The organism is Kitasatospora sp. NPDC041917 (genome assembly GCF_055589745.1).
Window position 1 is genome coordinate 434,680 of the sequence record NZ_JBVJBI010000002.1, and the last position, 22,865, is coordinate 457,544.

At 74.4% G+C, this 22,865-nt stretch carries 1 pseudogene; it reads right to left on the reverse strand.

Annotated elements, in window-relative coordinates:
• Positions 1-180: 180 nt before the first annotated feature.
• Positions 181-22,767, reverse strand: a pseudogene (locus tag ACZ6EM_RS03730) (SDR family NAD(P)-dependent oxidoreductase); the annotation flags it as partial.
• Between the last annotated feature and the right edge of the window lie 98 nt (positions 22,768-22,865).

Below are 22,865 nucleotides of genomic sequence, written 5' to 3' on the forward strand. Positions count from 1 at the left end.
CAGAAGGCTGAACAGTTCGTCGTCGCTGGCCTCGTCGACACCGGCCGCGGAGCCGGTACGTCTGGCGGTCCAGGCCGCGAGAAGCGCTTCGAGGCGGGCCGCGACGGTCTCGTAGTCGGCGTCGGCGGCTGCCGCGTCCAGGGTGGACTTGAGCCGGTCGAGTTCGGCGAGCAGGGGGTCGGGTTCGGTGCCGTGCAGCCGTGTGTGCACGAAGGCGGCGAGGCGGGCCGGTGTCGGGTGGTCGAAGACGAGCGTGGCGGGCAGGCGCAGGCCGGTGTCCGCGTCGAGCTGGTTGCGCAGTTCCACGGCGGTGAGCGAGTCGAACCCGATGTCGGTGAACGCCTGGTCGGGGTTGACCGCCTCCGGTGACGAGTGCCCCAGGACGAGGGCGACCTGGCCCACGACGAGTTGCAGCACGTCGGCCTGCGTCCACGCGCGGTCGGCGGCCTGCCTGCGCCGGGGCCGTACCAGCTCCCGCAGCAGGGCGGGCGGGTCGCCGGCGCGGCGCAGCCCCGGCAGGTCGAACCTGACGGGGACGAGGGTGGGAGTGCCCGCGGTCAGCGCGGCGTCGAACAGGGCCAGCGCGTCCGTCGTCGGCAGCGGCCGTACGCCGGCCCTGGCCAGGCGGTGCCGGTCGACGGCGGTCAGACCTCCGGTCATGCCGCTGGCCTCCGCCCAATAGCCCCAGGCGAGCGACACGGCCGGCTGTCCCTGGGCGTGCCGGTGTGCGGCGAGGCCGTCGAGGTACGCGTTCGCCGCCGCGTAGTTCGCCTGGCCCGCACCGCCCAGCACACCGGCCGCCGACGAGAACAGCACGAACGCCTCCAGGTCCGAGGTCAGTTCGTGGAGGTGCCGCGCCGCGAGGGCCTTCGGCTCCCACACGCGCGCGAACCGCTGCGGGGTGAGGGATTCCACGACGGTGTCGGCCAGCGTGCCCGCGGCGTGGATCACCGAGGTGACCGGGTGTTCGGCGAGCAGCCGCGCCACCGCCTCGCGGTCGGACACGTCGCACGCCACGATGTCGGCGGTCGCGCCCAGCGCGGCCAGGTCGGCGGTCAGCGCGGCCGCGTCGGGGGCGTCCGGGCCGCTCCGGCCGACCAGCAGCAGGTGCCGCACGCCGTGCCGCACGGCGAGGTGGCGGGCGATCGTGCCGCCCAGGGTGCCGGTGCCGCCGGTGACGAGCACCGTGCCCCCGGGGCTGAGCGGCGAGGGCAGCGGTTCGGTCCGCGCCCGTTCGAGGCGGGGGACGTGAACGGCGCCGACGCGGATCGCGAGCTGGGGTTCGTCGCCGGCCAGCCGGACCTCGTCGCCGTCGTCACCGTCGACCAGCACGAACCGGCCGGGGTGCTCGGTGGCGGCCGACCGGACCAGGCCCCAGACGGCGGCGGCCTGCGGGTCGACGTCCTCGCCCGGACGGACCGGAACGGCGTTGCGCGTGGCGACCACCATGCGCGGGGTGTCCGTGGTGAGGAAGTCCTGGATCACCCGCAGGGTCTCGACGGGCGATGTGGCGTGGTGGACCGGGATGTCCGGTTCGGTGGTCGCCGTTTCCAGGACCGGCCACGCCACCTGGTACGGCACGTCCTGCGTGGTGGCCCCGGCCGGCCGGCGCAGGGTCAACGAGGCGATCTCGGCGACCGGCGCGCCCGACCGGTCGGCGAGGCCGATCGCGCAGGTGTCCTGGCCGGTCACGGTCAGCCGGACCCTGGCGTGCTCGGCGCCGCGCCACCAGGAGATCCCGGCGAAGGAGAACGGCATCTTCGCCCGGTCGTCGGCGACGGTCACGACCTGGATCGCGGCGTCGAGCAGGGCGGGGTGCAGGGCGAACCGGGTGTCGCCGGGGGGTACGGCCACCTCCGCGTAGAGGGTGTCGCCGTCGCGCCAGGCCGCTCGCAGGCCTTGGAAGGCCGTGCCGTAGGCGAATCCGGCGTCGGCCAGGTTGTCGTAGAAGGCGTCGAGGTCGACGGCTTCGGCGTGCGGCGGCCACTGCCGTGCCCAGGGCTCCCCTGGTGCGACGGATACGGCGCCCAGGGTCCCGGTGGCGTGCCGTACCCACTCGCCGTCCGCGCGCGAGTGGATCGAGAGGCTGCGCCGGCCCGCCCGGTCGGGGCCGACGGTCACGGACACCTGCACACCGTCCGCGACCACCAGCGGTGTCTCCAGCGTCAGGTCCTCGACCGCCGGGCAGCCGACGTGTTCGCCGGCCCGGAGCGCCAGGTCCACGAACGCCGCGCCGGGCAGCAGGGGCGAGCCCGTGATGACGTGTTCGGTGAGCCACGGCTGCGCGGCGGTGGCGAGTTGTCCCGTCAGCACCACGCCGTTGTCGTCGGGGAGTTCCATGGCGTCCCGCAGCAGCGGGTGGTCGATCCGGCCGTCACCGGCCGGTGCCGGGGTGGTGGGCTGGAGCCAGTAGTGCTGGTGCTGGAAGGCGTACGAAGGCACGCGCGCGCCCGACGTCCCCGCCGTCGCCGTCGCGGGGGGCGTCCAGCGCACCGCGCCGTCCGCCCACAACCGCCCCAGCCCCGCGAACAGCCGCTCCGGAGAATCACCGCCACGGCGCATCAACCCGTTCCCCACCAGCAACGGATGCGGACCCACCTCCACGAACCCCGTAACACCCTGACCCGCCAGCCACTCCACCGCATCGGCGAACCGGACCGGCTCCCGCACCTGCCGCACCCAGTACCCGGACTCCCCCAGGTCCACCGGACGCCCCGCCACCGTCGAAACCACCGGGATCACCGGCTCACCGAACGACAGACCCGCCGCCACCCGGCCCAGCTCCTCCAGCACCGGATCCATCCACGCCGAATGGAACGCGTGACTCACCTCCAGCCGCCGCACCCGGCGCCCACGGCCCCGCCACACCTCGGCGACCGCCTCCACCGCGGCCCCGTCCCCCGACACCACCACCGCGTCCACCGCGTTGACCGCCGCCACCTCGGCCCCCGGCACCAGCGACGCCTCCACCTCCTCCAGCGACGCCTGGAGCGAGACCATCGCCCCACCACCGGGCAACCCCTGCATCAACCGGCCCCGCGCGCCCACCAGCACACACGCGTCCTCCAGCCCCAGAACCCCCGCCACATGAGCCGCCGCCACCTCACCGACCGAGTGCCCCACCACGAAGTCCGGCCGCACACCCAGCCACTCCACCAATCGGAACAGCGCCACCTCCAACGCGAACACCCCGCCCTGGGTGAACTCCGTCTCCCCCAGCACCCCCTCCCCGTCCTCGAACAGCACCTCCACCGGCAACCCCAGCAACCCGCACACCTCGTCCAACGCCCGCGCGAACACCGGGAACTCGCGGTACAGACCCCGCCCCATCCCCACCCACTGACCACCCTGACCGGAGAACACGAACGCCGACCTGCCCGGGGAGGCAGTGCCCGTGACGATTCCGGCTTCTCCGGCGATCAGCGCGTCCAGACCGGACGGGTCCGTCAGCACGGCACGGTGCGGGAACCTGGCCCGCGCGGCCAGGTCCGCGGCCACCTCTGCCGGTGTGACCTCGGGGTGCTCGGCGAGGAACCCGCGCAGCCTCCGGGCCTGGTCGCGCAGGGCCTCGTCCGACTTCGCCGACAGCAGCCACGGCACCGGCACGACGGCTGCGGGCGCGGAAGCGGCAGGGGACTCGGACGAGGCCTCCTCGGCCGGGTCCGGCGCCGGTGCCTCCAGGATCACGTGCGCGTTCGTCCCGCTGATGCCGAACGCCGACACACCGGCACGGCGGGGACGCCCCGTCTCCGGCCACGGCCGGGCCTCGGTCAGCAGCCGGATGTCTCCGGACTCCCAGTCGACGTGGGAGCTCGGCGCGTCGACGTGCAGCGTCGGCGGCAGTTCACCGTGGCGTATCGCCATCACCATCTTGATCACGCCCGCCACACCGGCGGCGGCCTGGGTGTGGCCGATGTTCGACTTCACCGACCCCAGCCACAGCGGCTCGCCCCGCCCCTGACCGTAGGTCGCCAACAGCGCCTGCGCCTCGATGGGATCGCCGAGCGTCGTGCCGGTGCCGTGGGCCTCCACCACGTCCACGTCCGCCGTCGACAGTCCCGCATTCGCCAGCGCCTGACGGATCACCCGCTCCTGCGACGGGCCGTTCGGCGCGGTCAGCCCATTGGACGCCCCGTCCTGATTGACCGCCGAACCCCGCACCACCGCCAGCACCTGATGGCCGTTACGGCGGGCGTCCGACAACCGCTCCAGGAGCACGACACCCGCGCCCTCACCCCACGCCGTACCATCGGCGGCCTCGGCGAACGCCTTCACCCGCCCATCGGCCGCAAGCCCCCGCTGCCGCGAGAACTCGACGAACCCCGCCGGCGTCGCCATCACCGTCACACCACCGGCCAACGCCAGCGAACACTCCCCCGAACGCAGCGCCTGCGCCGCCAGGTGGATCGCCACCAGCGACGACGAGCACGCCGTGTCCACCGACACCGCCGGACCCTCCAGCCCCAGCAGGTACGACACCCGCCCGGAGGTCACACTCGTCGCCGTGCCCGTCGAGAGGTAGCCTTCCAGGTCGGGCGGCTGTGCCCCGGCGCCATAGCCCGAGGACCAGATGCCGGTGAAGACGCCCGTCCGGCTGCCCCGCAACGACGTCGGATCGATCCCCGCGTCCTCGAACGTCTCCCACACCGTCTCCAGCAGCACCCGCTGCTGCGGATCCATCGCCAACGCCTCACGCGGCGAAATCCCGAAGAACCCGGCATCGAAGCCACCCGCATCCCTCAGAAAACCACCCGACCGCGTGTACGACCTCCCCGGACCACCGACCGGATCGTAAAGACGACCCACGTCCCACCCACGATCCGACGGGAACTCCCCCACCGCATCGACCCCACCCGCCACCAGACCCCACAACTCCTGAGCCGACCCCACCCCACCCGGATACCGGGCCCCCAACCCCACCACCACCACCGGATCACCCGACACCGGAACCCCGACCGGCACGGGTGAGGCAGGGGCCTGGCGCCGGGCGCCGACCAGGAGGTCCCGCAGGTGGCCGGCCAGCGCGTCGGGGGTCGGGTGGTCGAAGACCATCGTCGCGGGCAGCCGTACCCCGGCGACCGCGGACAGGCGGTTGCGCAGTTCCACTGCGGTGAGCGAATCGAAGCCCAGGTCCTTGAAGGCCCGCTCGGCGCTGACGGCCGCGGTGTCGGTGTGGCCGAGGACCGCGGCCGTCTGGCCGGTGACCAGTTCCAGGACGCGGCTGTGCTGCTCGGTCTCGGGCAGGGCCGCCAGTTCCCTGCCCAGGCCCGGCCGGTCCGTGCGCCGGGCGGGCCTGGTACGGGTGAGGCGGCCGAGCAGGGGGCGGGTGGACGCCGCCGACAGGTCGAGGTGTGCGGGGACCAGCGCGGGATCGGCGGCGCCCAGGGCCAGGTCGAACAGTGCCAGCGCCTGGTTCGTGGGCATCGGCAGCACGCCGGCGCGGGCGAGGCGCTTGCGGTCGGTGTCGGTGAGGTGTTCGGTCAACCCGCTGGCCTCGGCCCATTGTCCCCAGGCCAGCGACACGCCTGGCAGGCCCAGGGCACGCCGGTGCACGGCGAGGGCGTCCAGGAAGGCGTTCGCGGCGGCATAGTTCGCCTGGCCCGGACCGCCCAGCACACCGGCGGCCGACGAGAAGAGCACGAACGCGCTCAGGCCGAGGTCTTTCGTCAGCTCGTGCAGGTGCCAGGCGGCGTCGGCCTTGGGCCGCAGCACCTGGTCGATCCGGCCGGGCGTGAGGGATTCGACGACGCCGTCGTCGAGCACACCGGCCGCGTGCACGACCGCGGTCAGCGGGTGCGCGGCCGGGATCGAGTCCAGCACGGCCGCCAGCGCGTCCCGGTCGGCCACGTCGCAGGCCACCACCTCGGCGTCGAAGTCCACCTCCGCCGCGGTCCTGCTGAGCAGGAGCAGGTGCCGGATGCCGTGCCGGTCGCGCAGGTGCCGGGCGACGAGGCGGCCCAGTGTTCCGGTGCCTCCGGTGATCAGCACGGTGCCGTTCGGGTCGAGCGGGCCGGGTGCCGGGGCCGCTTCGGCCCGTACCAGGCGGGCGGCGTGGGCGGCGCCGTCGCGGACGACGAGCTGCGGTTCGTCCCCCGCGACGAGGACGCGGTCGTCGGTGTCGACGAGCACGAACCGGTCGGGGTGTTCCGCCTGGGCCGCGCGGACCAGGCCCCAGACGACGCTGGACGGCAGGTCGACGGGGTCCGGCCCGACCGCCCCGCGGGTCACGACGGCCAGCCGGCCGTCCCCGTCGCGCAGGAAGTCCTGGAGCACGCCCAGCGTCTCGGCGGAAACGGTGTGCGCGGCCGCCACGGGGTCTCCCGCCGGGGGCGTGACGTGGTGGACGGCCGGGGGTTCGCCGGTGCTCTCGACGGGCACCCAGTCGAGGCGGAAGAGCTGGTCGGTCCCGGCGACCTGCATGCCCGGCGGCCGGTGGCGCACGGTCAGCGCGTCGATCACCGCCAGCGGCCCGGATTCGTCGGCGAGCGCGACCCGGAAGGTGTCGGGGCCGGTGGGTGTGAGGCGGACCCGGGCCGTGGAGCCGGCTTTCCGCATCGACACCCCGGCGAAGGAGAACGGCAGGCGGCCGGCCGCCAGCAGGGTCAGCGGCTGGAGCGCGGCGTCGAGCAGCGCGGGGTGGAGACCGAATCGGTCGCGGGTGTCGGCGGGCAGCGCCACCTCGGCATAGAGCTCGTCGCCCTGCCGCCGGATCTCGCGTACGCCCGCGAACACCGGCCCGTACTCGTAGCCCTGGGCGGCGAGGGTGTCGTAGAAGTCGGTCAGGTCGACGGGCTCACCGGCCGGCTGCCAGGGCTCGCCGGTGTCGTACGGGTGGGGGCGGCCGCCGGTCGCCAGCATGCCGGTGGCGTGCCGCAGCCAGGTGCCGCCCGTCCGGGAGTGCACGGTGACGGGGCGTCGGCCCGTCCCGTCCGGTGCGCCGACGACGACCTGGACCGGCACGGAACCGTCGTCCGGCAGGATCATGGGGGCTTCCAGCACCAGTTCGTCCAGGACGTCGCAGCCGGTCTGCCGTCCGGCGTGCAGGGCGAGTTCGACGAACACGGTGCCGGGCAGCAGCACGGAGCCCAGGACGACGTGGTCGGCCAGCCATGGGCGGGTAGCCGTCGAGAGCCGCCCCGTGAGCAGGACGCTCTGGTCCCCGGCCAGTTCGACGACGGCCCCGAGCAGCGGGTGCCCGGCCGAGTCCAGTCCCGCCGCCGACACGTCGCCCTTCGGGGCGGCGGGGTTCAACCAGTACGGCCGGTGCTGGAAGGCGTACGTCGGCAGCGGGACATGGTGCGGCTCGCCGGGGAGGACCGGCGTCCAGTCGACGGCCACGCCTTGCGTGTGCAGGCGCGCCAGGGCGAGGTGGAATTCCTGCCTGCCGCTGCCGCGGCGCAGCGTGCCGGTCACAACGCCGTCCATCACCGGCACCAGTACGGGGTGCGGGCTGACCTCCACGAACACGCCGTGCCGGTCCTGCGTCAGGGCCTCGACGGCGAGGTCGAAGCGTACGGGTTCGCGGAGGTTGCGGTACCAGTAGTCGGCGTCGAGGGCGGAGGTGTCGACCGGCTCGCCGGTGACCGTGGAGTAGAACGGGATCGCGGCCGGGTGCGGTGTGATGCCGGCGAGGTCGGTGAGCAGGTGCTCACGGATCGCCTCGACCTGGACGGAGTGGGCGGCGTAGTCGACGGGCAGGCGGCGGGCGCGGACGCCGTCGGCCTCACAGGCCGCCAGCAGTTCGTCCAACCCGTCCCGATCACCCGATACCACCACGCTGTCCGCCGAGTTGACCACCGCCACGGTCAGCCGGCCGTCCCAGCGGGCCAGGAACCCGGCGGCCTGCTCATGCCCGAGGCCGACCGACACCATCCCGCCCTGGCCCGCCAGGGCGACCAGGGCCTTGCTGCGCAGGGCGACCACCTTGGCCGCGTCCTCCAACGACAACGCCCCCGCCACACACGCCGCCGCGATCTCCCCCTGCGAATGCCCGACCACAGCATCAGGCTCCACACCATGCGCACGCCACAACTCCGCCAGCGCCACCATCACCGCGAACAGAGCCGGCTGCACCACATCCACCCGCTCCAACGACCCACCGCCGGTCAGCACCCCCACCAACGACCAGTCCGTGAACGGCGCCAACGCCGCCTCACACGCATCGATCGCCCCCCGGAACACCGGCTCCGAGCCGTACAACTCCCCACCCATACCCACCCACTGCGCACCCTGCCCCGGAAACACGAACACCGACCGGTCCGGCGAACCGGCCACCCCCGTGATGACGCGGGGGTCTCCGTCGGCGAGGGCGGCCAGTTCCGCCATGAGGTCGGTCCGGGTGCTGCCCACCAGGGCCGCCCGGTGGGCGAGCATGGTCCGGGTGGTGGCGAGGGCCCGGCCGACGGCGGCCGACCGGAGTCCGGGGTGGGCGGTGATGTGGTCCGCGAGCCGTCGGGCCTGGGCGCGGAGGGCGTCGTCCGTCTTGCCGGACAGCAGCCACACGGTGGGCTCCGCGGAGTCGTCCGCGGCGGGTTGTTCGGGGGTTTCCTCCGGGAACTGTTCGATGACGACGTGGGCGTTGGTGCCGCTGGCCCCGAAGGCCGAGATGCCCGCGCGGCGGGGACGCCCCGTCTCCGGCCACGGCCGGGCCTCGGTCAGCAGCCGGATGTCACCGGTGTCCCACTCGACATGCGGCGTGGGCTCCTGGACGTGCAGCGTCGGCGGCAGTTCGGCGTGCCGCATCGCCATCACCATCTTGATCACACCCGCCACACCGGCCGCCGCCTGGGTGTGCCCGATGTTCGACTTCACCGACCCCAGCCACAACGGCTCGTCCCGCCCCTGACCATAGGTCGCCAGCAGTGCCTGGGCCTCGATGGGATCGCCGAGCGTCGTCCCCGTACCGTGCGCCTCCACCGCGTCCACCTCGGACGGCTCCAACCCGGCGTTCGCCAGCGCCTGGCGGATGACGCGTTCCTGGGAGGGGCCGTTGGGCGCGGTCAACCCATTGGACGCCCCGTCCTGGTTCACCGCCGAACCCCGCACCACGGCCAGCACCCGGTGACCGTTGCGACGGGCGTCCGACAACCGCTCCAGCAGCACCAACCCCGCACCCTCACCCCAGGCCGTACCGTCAGCCGTCGACGAGAAGGGCTTGCACCGGCCGTCAGGGGCCAGGGCACGCTGGCGGGAGAACTCCGTGAACTGCAGGGGGGTCACGCTCACGGTCACCCCGCCGGCCAGGGCGAGTGTGCACTCCCCCGAGCGCAGTGCCTGCGCGGCGAGGTGGATCGCCATCAGTGACGAGGAGCAGGCGGAGTCGACGGACACGGCCTGGCTCTGGAGGCCCAGCAGGTAGGAGACCCGGCCGGAGGTGATGCTCGGCGAGATGCCGGTGGCGAGGTAGCCCTCGGTGTCGGGCGGTGCCTGGTCGGGGCTGCCGCCGTAGCCGGAGGACCAGATGCCGGTGAACACACCCGTCCGGCTGCCCCGCAACGACGTCGGATCGATCCCCGCGTCCTCGAACGTCTCCCACGCGGTCTCCAGCAGCACCCGCTGCTGCGGATCCATCGCCAACGCCTCACGCGGCGAGATCCCGAAGAAATCGGCATCGAACCCCGCCGCGTCCGCGAGGAAACCACCCGACCGCGTGTACGACGTCCCGGGATGATCCGCATCCGGATGGAACAACCCCTCGACGTCCCACCCGCGATCACCCGGAAACCCCCCGATCGCATCCACCCCACCCGACACCAGACCCCACAGCTCCTCCGGCGACCCCACCCCACCCGGCAACCGGCACCCCATGCCCACGATCACCACCGGATCGTCCGACACCGACACCGCGGGCACCACCGGTGCCGCCGACGCCACACCCTTTGCCGCACCGGAGAGTTCGGCCGTGAGATGGTCGGCGAGGTCGGCCGGGGTGGGGTGGTCGAAGACGAGGGTCGCGGGCAGCCGCAGGCCGGTGGCGCCGGCGAGGCGGTTGCGCAGTTCGACGGAGGTCAGGGAATCGAAGCCGAGGTCGCGGAAGGCGAGTCCGGGGGTGATCGCGGCGGCGTCGGAGTGGCCGAGGACGGTGGCGGTGTGGGCGGCGACCAGGGACAGCAGGTCCGACGCGGGGGCCTTCGGCGTCGGCAGGGTCTGCGGCATCGAGAGGTCGGCCGTGGTCAGCGCGGGACGTCCGGCAGCCAGCGCGGTGTCGAACATGGCCAGGGCGCGTTCGAGGCCGATGGGGCGGATGCCCTTGCGGGCGAGGCGTTGGCGGTCGGCCGCGGTGAGGTGGGCGGTCATGCCGCTCTCCTGCTCCCAGTAGCCCCAGGCCATCGACACGGCGGGCAGTCCGAGGGTCTGCCGGTGTGCGGCGAACGCGTCGAGGTAGGAGTTCGCGGCCGCGTAGCCGGCCTGGCCGGCGTTGCCGAGTACACCCGCGGCCGCGGAGAACAGCACGAAGGCGGCGAGGTGGTCCTCGCGGATCAGCTCGTGCAGGTTCCAGGCGCCGTCGACCTTGGGACGCAGCACCCGGTCGAGCTGCTCCGCGGTCAGCCGTTCCATGACGGTGTCGTCGAGCACGCCGGCCGCGTGGACGACGGCGGTGAGCGGATGCTCGGCCGGGATCGAGTCCAGTACGGCCGCCAGCGCGTCCCGGTCCGCGACGTCACAGGCCACGACCCGCACGTCGACGTCCCCTTGCGGCTCCAGGTGCGGCACCGCGCCGCCGCCGCGGCTGACGAGCAGCAGGTGCCGTACCCCGTAGCGGGACACCAGGTGCCGGGCGACGGCCTGGCCGAGGGTGCCGGTGCCGCCGGTGATCAGCACGGTGCCGTCGGGGTCGATCGGCTGGGGGACGGTCAGGACGATCTTGCCGACGTGGCGGGCCTGGCTCATCAGCCGGAAGGAGGCGACGGCCTGGCGGAGGTCCGCGGCGGTGACCGGCAGCGGCTCCAGCGTCCCGTCGGCGACCATCGCCACGGCCCTGGAGAGGATGTCGCCCTGCCGCGCGGGGTCGACGTCGTTGAGGTCGAAGGCCCGGTAGATCAGGCCCTCGGGTGAGCGGACGTCCGTCTTGCCCAGCTCGACGAACCGGCCGCCGTCGGCGAGCAGCCGCAGGGAGGCGTCGGTGAGTTCTCCCGCGAGCGAGTTGAGGACGACGTCCATGGCCGGGAACCGGTCGGCGAACCGAGTGTCGCGGGACGAACCGATGTGGTCGTCCGCCAGTCCGAGGCGCCGCAGGGTGTCCCACTTGGCGGGGCTCGCGGTGGCGAAGACCTCCGCGCCGCTGTTCAGGGCCAACTGGATGGCGGCCATGCCCACACCGCCCGCGCCGGAGTGGACCAGGACCCGGTCGCCGGGGCGCAGTTCGCCGAGGTCGAACAGCCCGTACCAGGCGGTGGTGAACGCGATGGGCACCGACGCCGCCTCGGTGAAGCTCCAGCCCTCGGGGATCGCCGTCAGGAGCCGGTGGTCGGCGACCGCGCGCGGCCCGAAGGCTCCGGGCATCATTCCCGTGACGCGGTCGCCGGGCCGCCAGGCCGTGACGCCGGGGCCGACCTCGAGGACGGTGCCGGCCCCTTCGCCGCCCAACGGGGGCCGGTCCGGGTACATGCCGAGGGTGATGAGCACGTCGCGGAAGTTCAGGCCGGCCGCGCGTACGGCGACCCGTACCTGTCCGGGTTCCAGCGCGGCCTCTTGCCAGGGCAGCAGGGCCAGGTCGTCCAGTTGCCCGGTGCCGGACTCGCTCAGCCGGTACGCGCCGTCGGGGGCGGTCGGTTCCGGCGCGTACCTGGCCTGCCGCGGCACGAGGACGCCTTCCTGGCGCAGGGCCAGTTCGGTTTCGTCGCCGGCTGTCCTGGCGGCCCGGACCGCGTCCTCCTCGGACGCGTCGCCCATGTCGACCACGACGAACCGGCCGGGGTGCTCGGCGGCGGCGCTGCGGACCAGGCCGCGTACGGCCGCGCCGGCCACGCCGCGGGTCAGGACGGCCAGGCGTGCGGCCGCCCGCTCCGGCTGCTCGGCCAGGAAGTCCTGGACGAGCGCGCGGGCCCGCTGGACGAGGGCGTGCACGGAGTCCGCGTCGGCTTCCGCGGTGAGTACCGGGCTCGGCACCACCTCGGTCGGTGTGCTCGCGGTGAGGGGCACCCACTGGGTGTGCAGCACCGCGGCCCGGGTCTCGGCGGCCGGACGGACGGTCAGCGCGGTGATGTCCGCGACCGGGTTGCCGGACAGGTCGGTCAGTGTCGCGCGGTAGGTGCCGGTGCCCGTGCGGACCAGGTGGACCCGGGCGGACGACACACCGGTGGTGTGCACGGCGACGCCGGAGAAGGAGAACGGCAGCCGGACCCGGGTGTCGGGGCTGAGCAGGATCAGCGGCTGGAGTGCGGCGTCCAGGAGCGCTGGGTGGATGCCGAAGCGGGCGCCGTCGGGGACGGACACCTCGGCGTACAGTTCGTCCTCGCCCCGCCACAACTTCCGCACGCCCCGGAACGCGGGTCCGTACTGGTATCCGAGTCCGGCGAGGAAGGCGTAGAACCCTTCGGGGTCCACGGGTTCGGCGTTCCTCGCGGGCCGGTCGAGGCGACCGGCCGCCACCTGGCCGCCGAGGGTTCCGGACGCGTGGCGGACCCAGCCGTCGCCGCCCTTGGAGTGCACGGTGACCGGGCTGCGGCCGGCGTCGTCCGGGGCGCCGACCGAGACCTGGATGTCCGTGGGTGTGTCCGAGAGCGCGAGGGGCTGGTGCAGGACGAGGTCGTCGAGGGTCCCGCCGGCCAGGGTGGCGAGTTCGAGGAAGGCGGTGCCGGGCAGCAGGACCGTGCCGTCGACGGCGTGGTCGGCCAGCCAGGGGTGGGTGCGGGTGGAGACGCGCCCACTGTGCACGGTGCTCCCGTCGGGCAGTTCGACCGTGGTGCCCGCCAGCGGGTGCTCAGTGGCGTGGTCGCCGGCCGCGGGGGTGAGCCAGTAGGTGCTGCGCTGGAAGGGGTAGCGCGGCAGCCTGACGCCGTGCGGGCGGTCGTGCGGCCAGGTCACGGCGACGCCCTGGACGTGGAGGCGGGCCAGGGCGGTGTGGAATTCCCCGATGGCGCCGTGGTCGCGGCGCAGGGTGCCGGTCGCCACGCCGTCCAGGTCCTGCACCAGCACCGGGTGCGGGCTGACTTCCACGAACACCTCGTGGCCGTCGGCGGTGAGCCGGGCGGTGGCCAGGTCGAAGCGTACGGGTTCGCGGAGGTTGCGGTACCAGTAGCCGGCGTCGAGGGCGGAGGTGTCGACCGGCTCGCCGGTGACCGTGGAGTAGAACGGGATCGCCGCCGAGCGGGGCGTGATGTCGGCCAGGTCGGTGAGCAGGTGCTCGCGGATCGCCTCGACCTGCGCCGAGTGCGCCGCGTAGTCGACGGGGATGGCGCGGGCGCGGATGCCGTCCCTGGCGCAGGCTGCCCGCAGTTCGTCCAGGGCCCCGGGTTCGCCGGACACGACGACGGTCGAGGCGGAGTTGACCACCGCGACGGTGATCCGGTCGCCCCAGGGGCTCAGGTAGCCGGCGGCGTCGTCCGCGGACAGCGCGACCGAGACCATGCCGCCGTCTCCGGCCAGGGCGACCAGGGCCTTGCTGCGCAGGGCGACCACCTTCGCGGCGTCGTCCAGGGACAACGCCCCCGCCACGTACGCCGCCGCGATCTCCCCCTGCGAATGCCCCACGACCGCATCCGGTCCCACACCATGCGCACGCCACAGCTCCGCCAGCGCCACCATCACCGCGAACAGGGCCGGCTGCACCACATCCACCCGCTCCAACGACCCACCGCCGGTCAGCACCTCCACCAACGACCAATCCGTGTACGGCGCCAACGCCGCCTCACACGCGTCGATCGCCCCCCGGAACACCGGCTCCGAGCCGTACAACTCCCCGCCCATACCCACCCACTGCGCACCCTGCCCCGGGAACACGAACACCGACCGCCCCACCGGGCGAGCGGTCCCGGTCACCAGACCCGGCGCCGTGCCACCCTCGGCCAGGGCGTCCAGGGCCGCGGCGCTGCCCACCACCACGGCCCGGTGCTCGAACACGGTGCGGGCGGCCAGAGCGCCCCCGACCGCCGCCGCGCTCACCTCGGGACGTACGGCGGTGAAGGCGCCCAGCCGGCGCGCCTGCTCCCGCAACGCCGCCTCGGTCCTGGCCGACAGCGGCCAGAGGACCTGGTCGTCCGCGCGGCCTCGGGGGGAGGGTGCGGCGGAGTCGGCCTCGGCGGGCTGTTCGAGGATGCTCTGCTCGATAATGACGTGGGCGTTGGTGCCGCTGATGCCGAAGGCGGAGACGGCGGCCCGCCGTGGCCGCCCGGTCCCGGGCCAGGCGACCGGTTCGGTGAGCAGGCGGACCGCGCCGGAGGCCCAGTCGACGTGCGGGGTGGGCGCGTCCACGTGGAGGGTTCGCGGCAGTTCGCCGTGCCGCATCGCCATGACCATCTTGATCAGGCCGGCCGCGCCGGCCGCCGCCTGGGTGTGGCCGATGTTCGACTTCACCGACCCCAGCCACAACGGCTCCACCCGGTCCCGGCCGTAGGTCGCCAGCAGTGCCTGGGCCTCGATGGGATCGCCGAGAGTGGTGCCGGTGCCGTGGGCTTCCACCGCGTCCACCTCGGACGGCTCCAACCCGGCATTGGCGAGGGCCTGACGGATCACCCGCTCCTGCGACGGACCGTTCGGCGCGGTCAGGCCGTTGGAGGCGCCGTCCTGGTTGGTGGCGGAGCCCCGGACGACCGCCAGCACCTCGTGGCCGTTGCGGCGGGCGTCGGACAGGCGTTCCAGCAGCAGCAGGCCTGCGCCCTCGGCCCAGCCCGCCCCGTCGGCCGCGGCGGCGAAGGACTTGCTGCGGCCGTCGGGCGCGCTCGCCCCCTGCCGGGACATCTCGGTGAACAGCGTGGGTGCCGCGTTGACGGTGACGCCGCCGGCCAGGGCCAAGGAGCATTCTCCCGAGCGCAGCGCCTGGGCGGCCAGGTGCAGGGCCACCAGGGACGACGAGCAGCCGGTGTCCAGGGACAGCGCCGGGCCGAGCAGGCCCAGCTGGTACGCCAGCCGGCCGGACCCCACGCTCGACGCGGTGCCGGTGACCTGGTAGCCCTCCAGGTCGTCGGGGACCGGCCCGGCGGCGTAGCCGGTGGACCACAGGCCGGTGAACACGCCGGTGGGTGTGCCCTCCAGCGCGGTCGGGTCGATACCGGCGTACTCGATGGTCTCCCACGCGGTCTCCAGCAGGATGCGCTGCTGGGGGTCCATGGCGAGCGCCTCGCGGGGCGAGATCCCGAAGAACGCCGCGTCGAAGTCGCCGGCGGCGTCGAGGAAGCCGCCCTGGGACGTGCTCGACGTGCGGGGGCGGCTTCCCGTCGGGTCGTACAGGCGGTCGATGTCCCATCCCCGGTCGGCCGGGAAGTCGCCGACCGCGTCCACGCCGTCCGCGACCAGCCGCCACAGGTCCTCGGGGGTGCCGACGCCCCCGGGGTAGCGGCAGCCCATGCCGATGACCGCGATCGGCTCGTCCGTCGCGGCCGGGGCCGGGGCCTGCGGCGCGTCCTGCTCGCCGGACAGGTGGGCGGCCAGCCGTGCCGGGGTGGGGTGGTCGAAGACGAGGGTGGCGGGCAGCTGCGTCCCGAGCGCGGCGGTCAGGCGGTTGCGCAGTTCCACCGCGGTCAGTGAGTCGAAGCCCAGGTCCTTGAACGCCCGCCGGGGGTCGAGCCGCTCGGGGGTGGTGTGTCCCAGCACCCCGGCGACGTGGGTGGTGATCAGCTCCAGCAGGTCGGTGCCGCCGGCGGGGGGCGCGGGTCGGGGGACCTGCGGCCGGCGGTGGGCCTCGGGCAGGTCCCGCAGCAGCCGGCTCGGCCGCGCGTGGGTGTAGGCGCGGGCGAACTGTGCCCAGTCGGCCTCGGTGACGACCGCGAGGGCCTCGTCGTGGTCGAGGACGTCCTGCAGCGCGTCGAGTGCGCGGCCCGGGTCCAGTTCGCCGAGGCCGAGCAGGGTGCGCTGGCGCCGCACGGGCTCCAGGGCCGCCATGCCGCCGTCGGCCCAGATGCCCCACGCGACGGAGGTCGTGGCGCGGCCCTGGGCCCGGTGCTGTGCGGCCAGGGCGTCGAGGAAGGCGTTGCCGGCGGCGTAGGCCGCGCCGTGGCCGTCGCCCCACACGCCCGCGGTGGAGGAGAACAGGACGAAGGCGTCGAGGTCCGGCAGGAGTTCCGCCAGGTTCGCCGCCCCGGCGACCTTGGCCATGACGACCTCGGCGAACCCCGCCGGTGTCGTGTCGGCCAGCCTGGTCGCCCTGATCACGCCGGCGGTGTGGAAGACCGCGCGGATGTCGCCGACGCGCCCGACGAGGTCCCGCAGGGCGTCCCGGTCGGCCACGTCGCACGCCGCCACGGTCACCCGCGCCCCGGCTGCCTCCAGTTCGTCGCGCAGGCCGGCCGCGCCGGGTGCGTCGGGGCCGCGGCGGGCGGCCAGCACGATGTGCTCCGCGCCCTGCCGCGCGAGGCGGCGGGCCACATGTCCGCCGAGCGCGCCGGTGCCGCCGGTGACCAGCACCGTGCCCCGCGGCCGCCAGGACCGCGCGGCCGGGCCCGACGAGGCCTTGCGGCGCAGCCGCTTGGCGAAGCGCCGGGTGCCGCGGATCGCCACCTGGTCCTCGCCCGTGCCGGCGAGCACGACGAGCAGCGCGTTCACGCTCTCCTCGTCGGGCACGGCGGGAAGGTCGACCAGGCCGCCCCAGCCGTGCGGGAACTCCAGCGCCGCGGACGCGCCGGTGCCCCACGCCAGGGCCTGGGCCGGGCTGGTGACCGGGTCGGTGCCCGAGGTACTCACGGCGCCGCTGGTCGCGCACCACAGCGGGACGGCCGCCGTCCTCACCGGGTCCAGGCTGCGCGCCGGGTCCAGGGTGCGGACCAGATCCAGGGTGCGGACCAGGCCCGCCGGGAGCACCGGGTGGTCGGGGTGCGGCTCCTCGTCCAGCGCCAGCAGCGACAGCACACCGTCCGGCCCTGGCCGGGCGTCGCCGGTACCGGCCATGTCCCAGGTGTCGGCCACCGCGAAGCCCCGTTCGCGCAGGGCCTCGGCCCACGGGTGCCCGGTCGTGGCCAGGACGAGCCAGCGTTCCGGGTCCACCGGGACCGAGGTACCGGTCGTCGGCGCCCATGCCACCTCGTACCGCCAGTCGTCACGGGGCACCGGCGGGGTCGCGGTCACCCAGTAGGGCTCGCGCTGGAAGGCGTACGTGGGCAGGTCCGCCCCGGGTGCGGTGCGGGGCAGGACCGGGGTCCAGTCGACGTCGGCTCCGGCGGCGTGGAGGCGTCCCGCCGCGGCGAGGAACTCGGTGAGGCCGCCGTGATCGCGGCGCAGTGTTCCGGTGGCGGCGACATCCAGCGCGGGCACCAGCACCGGGTGCGGGCCGACCTCCAGGAACAGGTCGTGGCCGTCGGCGGTGAGCCGGGCGGTGGCCAGGTCGAACCGTACGGGTTCGCGGAGGTTGCGGTACCAGTAGTCGGCGTCGAGGGCGGAGGTGTCGACCGGCTCGCCGGTGACCGTGGAGTAGAACGGGATCACCGCCGAGTGGGGCGTGATGTCGGCCAGGTCGGTGAGCAGGTGCTCGCGGATCGCCTCGACCTGGACGGAGTGGGCGGCGTAGTCGACGGGCAGGCGGCGGGCGCGGACGCCGTCGGCCTCGCAGGCCGCCAGCAGTTCGTCCAGCACGTCGAGGCCGCCGGACACCACGACCGCCGCGGGTCCGTTCACCACGGCGGTGGTCAGCCGCTCGCCCCAACGGGCCAGATAGCCGGCGGCCTGTTCGACGGACAGCGCGAGGGACACCATGCCGCCCCGGTCGGCGAGGACGGCCAGTGCCCTGGACCGTAACGCCACGACCTTGGCGGCGTCGCCCAGCGACAGCGCGCCGGCGACGTACGCGGCGGCGATCTCCGCCTGGGAGTGGCCGACCACGGCGTCCGGCTGCACGCCGTAGGACCGCCACAGGTCGGCCAGCGCCACCATGACGGCGAACAGGGCCGGCTGCACCACGTCGACGCGGTCCAGCGAACCGTGGCGCAGTTCGTCGACCAGCGACCAGTCGGTGTACGGGGCCAGGGCGGCGGCGCAGGCGTCGATGCCGGCACGGAAGACCTCGGACTGCTCGTACAGGTCACGGCCCATGCCCGCCCACTGCGCGCCCTGTCCGGGGAAGACGAACACGGTCCCGCCGGTACGGGCCGGCCGGCCCGGCAGTCCCGGCGGGAGCGCGGCCAGGCCGGACAGCAGGTCGTCCCGGTCGGCGCCGACCACCGCGGCCCGGTGCTCGAACCGGGTGCGGGCTGCCAGTGCGCGGCTGATCGCGGCGGCCGGGACGTCGGGGTGGGCGGTCGCGTACGCGTGCAGCCGCTCGGCCTGGGCGCGCAGCGCGGCACCGGTCTTCGCGGACAGCAGCCAGGCGGTGGGGGCGGCCCGGTCGGCGGGTTCGGGAAGGTGGCCGGGGTCCGGGTCGGAGGACTGCTCGATGATCAGGTGGGCGTTGGTGCCGCTGATGCCGAAGGCCGAGATGCCGGCGCGGCGCAGGTGCTCGTGCTCCGGCCACGGCCGGGCCTCGGTGAGCAGCCGGACGCCGCCGGAGGCCCAGTCGACGTGCGGGGAGGGGGCGTCCACGTGCAGGGTTCGCGGCAGTTCGCCGTGCCGCATCGCCATGACCATCTTGATCACACCCGCCACACCGGCCGCGGCCTGGGTGTGGCCGATGTTCGACTTCACCGACCCCAGCCACAACGGCTCGTCCCGGTCCCGGCCGTAGGCGGCCAGCAGGGCGTGGGCCTCGATGGGATCGCCGAGCGTCGTCCCCGTACCGTGCGCCTCCACCGCGTCCACCTCGGACGGCTCCAACCCGGCATTGGCGAGGGCCTGACGGATCACCCGCTCCTGGGAGGGGCCGTTGGGCGCGGTCAGGCCGTTGGACGCGCCGTCCTGGTTGACCGCGCTTCCCGCGACGACCGCCAGCACCCGGTGGCCGTTGCGGCGGGCGTCCGACAGACGTTCCAGCAGTACCAGGCCGGCGCCCTCGGCCCAGCTGGTGCCGTCGGCCGCGGCGGCGAAGGGCTTGCTGCGGCCGTCCGCCGCGAGGCCGTGCCGGCGGGAGAACTCGGTGAAGCCCAGCGGTGTCGCCATGACCGTGACACCGCCGGCGAGCGCCAGCGAGCACTCGCCCGCGCGCAGGGCCTGGGCGGCCAGGTGCACGGCGACCAGGGACGACGAGCAGGCGGTGTCCACGGACAGCGCCGGACCGCGCAGCCCGAGGTGGTAGGCGACCCGGCCGGACGTGACGCTGGTCGCGACGCCGGTGAAGAGGTAACCCTCCAGGTCCTCCGGCAGGCCCGGCCCGGTCGCGTAGCCCGACGACCAGACGCCGGTGAACACGCCGGTGTGGCTGCCGCGCAGCGAGGCCGGGTCGATCCCGGCGTGCTCGAACGTCTCCCAGGCCGTCTCCAGCACGAGCCGCTGCTGCGGGTCCATGGCGAGCGCCTCGCGGGGCGAGATGCCGAAGAACGGAGCGTCGAAGCCGGCCACCGCCTCCAGGAACCCGCCCCGGGTGATGTACGTGGTGCCCGCGCCGCGCAGTTCCGGGTCGTACAGGCCGCCCAGGTCCCAGCCGCGGTCGTCCGGGAAGTCGCCGATCGCGTCCACGCCCTCCGCGACGAGCCGCCACAGGTCGTCCGGCGAGGCCACCCCGCCGGGGAGGCGGCAGCCCATCCCCACGATGACGACCGGGTCGTCGTGGGCGGCCCGGGCGATGGGGGCGGCCGGGGCCGGCCGGTCGCCGGGGCCGGTGCGCAGCCAGTCGATCAGCTCCGCGGGCGTCGGGTGGTCGAAGACGAGACCGGAAGGGAGTTCCCGGTCCAGGGCGCCCGCCAGGCGGTTGCGCAGTTCGAGCCCGGTGACCGAGTCGAAGCCGAGGTCCTTGAAGGTGAGCGCGGGATCGATGTCCGCGGGGTTCTCGTGGCCCAGCACGAGCGCGATCTGCGCGGTGACCACGGCGGCCGCGTCGACCGTGTCGCCCGACTCGGGGTCGCCCGTGTCCGTGCCGCCCGCCCCGGTGTCGCGGGTCTCCGGGCCGCCGTCCGGCCGGCCGGGCGCGGCGGTCTCCGCTGCGTGCGTCCCCGGGCCGGCCGGGGTCCGTCCGCTCTGCCCGGCCGTCGCTTCGGGCAGCCAGTACGAACGACGTTGGAAGGCGTACGTGGGCAGGTCGACCGGCGCGGCCCCGGCGACGGCCGGGGACCAGTCGACCGGCACGCCGGCCACGAACAGCCGGGACAGCGCGGTCAGGAAGACGTCCGGCCCGCCCCGGTCACGGCCCAGCGTGCCGGTGGCGACGCCGGGCACGCCGGTCCGCTCGCGGGCCTGTTCCAGGATCTGTTCGAGGGCGGGCAGCAGCACCGGGTGCGGGCTGACCTCGACCACGACGTCGTGCCCGTCCGCCAGCAGTGCGGCGGTGGCCAGGTCGAAGCGGACCGGCTCGCGCACGTTGCGGTACCAGTAGCCGGCGTCGAGCTCCGTGGTGTCGTCGAGGAGGCCGCCGGTGACCGCGGAGTAGTACGGGATCGTGCCCTGCCGCGGCCGCACACCGTCCAGTTCGGTGAGCAGCCGCTCGCGGATCGCCTCGACGTGCGCGCAATGGGAGGCGTAGTCCACCGGGACGACGCGTGCGCGGACACCGTCCGCCGCGCAGGACTCGACCAGTTCGGACAGGGCCTGCGTGTCGCCGGACACCACGACCGAGCCGGTGGCGTTGACCACGGCGACCGTCAGCGCGCCGCCCCAGCGCGACACGTAGTCCTCGGCCCGCTCGGCGGACAGGGCCACGGACACCATGCCGCCCCGGCCGGTCAGCGCCACCAGCGCGCGGCTGCGCAGTGCCACGATCCGGGCCGCGTCGGACAGCGGCAGCGCGCCCGCGACGTGTGCCGCGGCGATCTCGCCCTGCGAGTGCCCGACCACCGCGTCGGGCTCGACACCGAAGGAGCGCCACAGTGCCGCCAGGGACACCATCACCGCGAACAGGGCGGGCTGCACGACGTCCACGCGGTCGAGCGGGGCGCCGTCCAGGACATCGGCCAGGGACCAGTCGGTGTACGGGGCCAGGGCCTGGGCGCACTCGTCCATGGCGGCCCGGAAGGCGGGGTACGCGGCGTACAGCTCCCGGCCCATGCCGACCCACTGCGCGCCCTGGCCGGGGAACACGAAGACGGTACGGCCCGGGGTGCCGGCCCGGCCGGCGGCGACCTGGACGGAGTCGAGCAGGACCGCGCGGTGGGCGAACCGGGTTCTGGTGGTGGCCAGCGCGTGCGCGACCTCGGCGCCCGTCAGGTCCGGGTGGCTGCGCACGTGTTCGCGCAGGCGCTCGATCTGCGCCCGTAGCGCCTGCTTGGTCCGCGCCGTGACGATCCACGGCGCCGGCCGGCCCTCAGGGGCGGGCCGCCGGGCCGGCGGCGCGGCCGCATCGGGCGCCTGCCCGACGATCACGTGCGCGTTGGTGCCGCCCATGCCGAACGACGACACTCCGGCGAGCAGGGGCGCGTCCGGCCGCGGCCAGGGGGTCGGAGCGGTCTGGACCCGCAGCGCCAGTGCGTTGAGAGGGATGCCGGGGTTGGGGGTTTCGTGGTTCAGGCTCGGCGGCAGTGCGCGGTGGTGCACGCTGAGGACGGCCTTGAGCAGACCGACGATGCCCGCGGCGCCTTCCAGGTGGCCGACGTTCGTCTTGGCGGATCCGACCCGCAGGGCGCTGTCGGCGTCGCCGGACTCGGCCGGGTCGCGGTAGGCCGCCGCGAGGGCGGCGGCCTCGATGGGGTCGCCGACAGCGGTGCCGGTGCCGTGCAGCTCCACGTACTGCACATCCGCGGGACGCACGCCGGCGCGGGCCAGTGCCTCGCGGATGACCTGTTCCTGGGCCTGCGCGCTGGGCACGGTCAGGCTCTGTGTGGCGCCGTCGTTGTTGACCGCGCTGCCCCGGACGACACCGTAGACGCGGTCCCCGTCGGCCAGGGCCCGGTCCAGCGGTTTCAGGACGAGGAAGGCGCCGCCCTCGCCGCGGACGAAGCCGTTGGCCCGGGCGTCGAAGGTGAAGCAGCGGTCGTCCGGGGACAGGCCGCCGAACTCCGCCGCTCCCTCCTCGCGGGCGGCGGTCAGGTTGAGGTTCACCCCGCCGGCCAGGGCGAGCGCCGACTCGCCGCGGCGCAGGCTCTCGACCGCCAGGTGCACCGCGACCAGCGCCGACGACTGGGCCGTGTCGACCGTCATGCTCGGTCCGCGCACACCGAGGAAGTGCGAGACGCGGTTGGCGATGACGCCCCGGCTGGTGCCGGTCAGCGTGTGCGGCGTGATGTGACCGGGGTAGGCCAGGGACGTGTAGTCCTCCCACATCGAGCCGACGAACACCCCCGTCGGACTGCCCGTCAGCGTGCTCGGCACGATCCGTGCGTCCTCCAGGGCCTCCCAGGCGAGTTCGAGCATGAGCCGCTGCTGCGGGTCCATACCGGCGGCCTCACGGGGGGACACACCGAAGAACGCCGCGTCGAAGCCGTCCACCCGGTCCAGGTAGCCGCCGTGCCGTACGCCCTGCCGGCCCGCGGGCGGCGCGGTGATCGCGTCGGCCCCGTCGCACAGCAGTCGCCAGAACGCCTCCGGATCCGGGGCTTTCGGCAGCCTGCCCGCCATTCCGATGACAGCGACACGATCAGCGTCCGAATCCAAGGGGAAGCGCATCACATCGACACCTCGTGAGCCGGGGAATGAAGGAAGGCAGGGGGGTGTTTCCGTAGCAGTCCCGACGGTGCGGCTCCGGCCGCGCAAGCGGTTGGAGC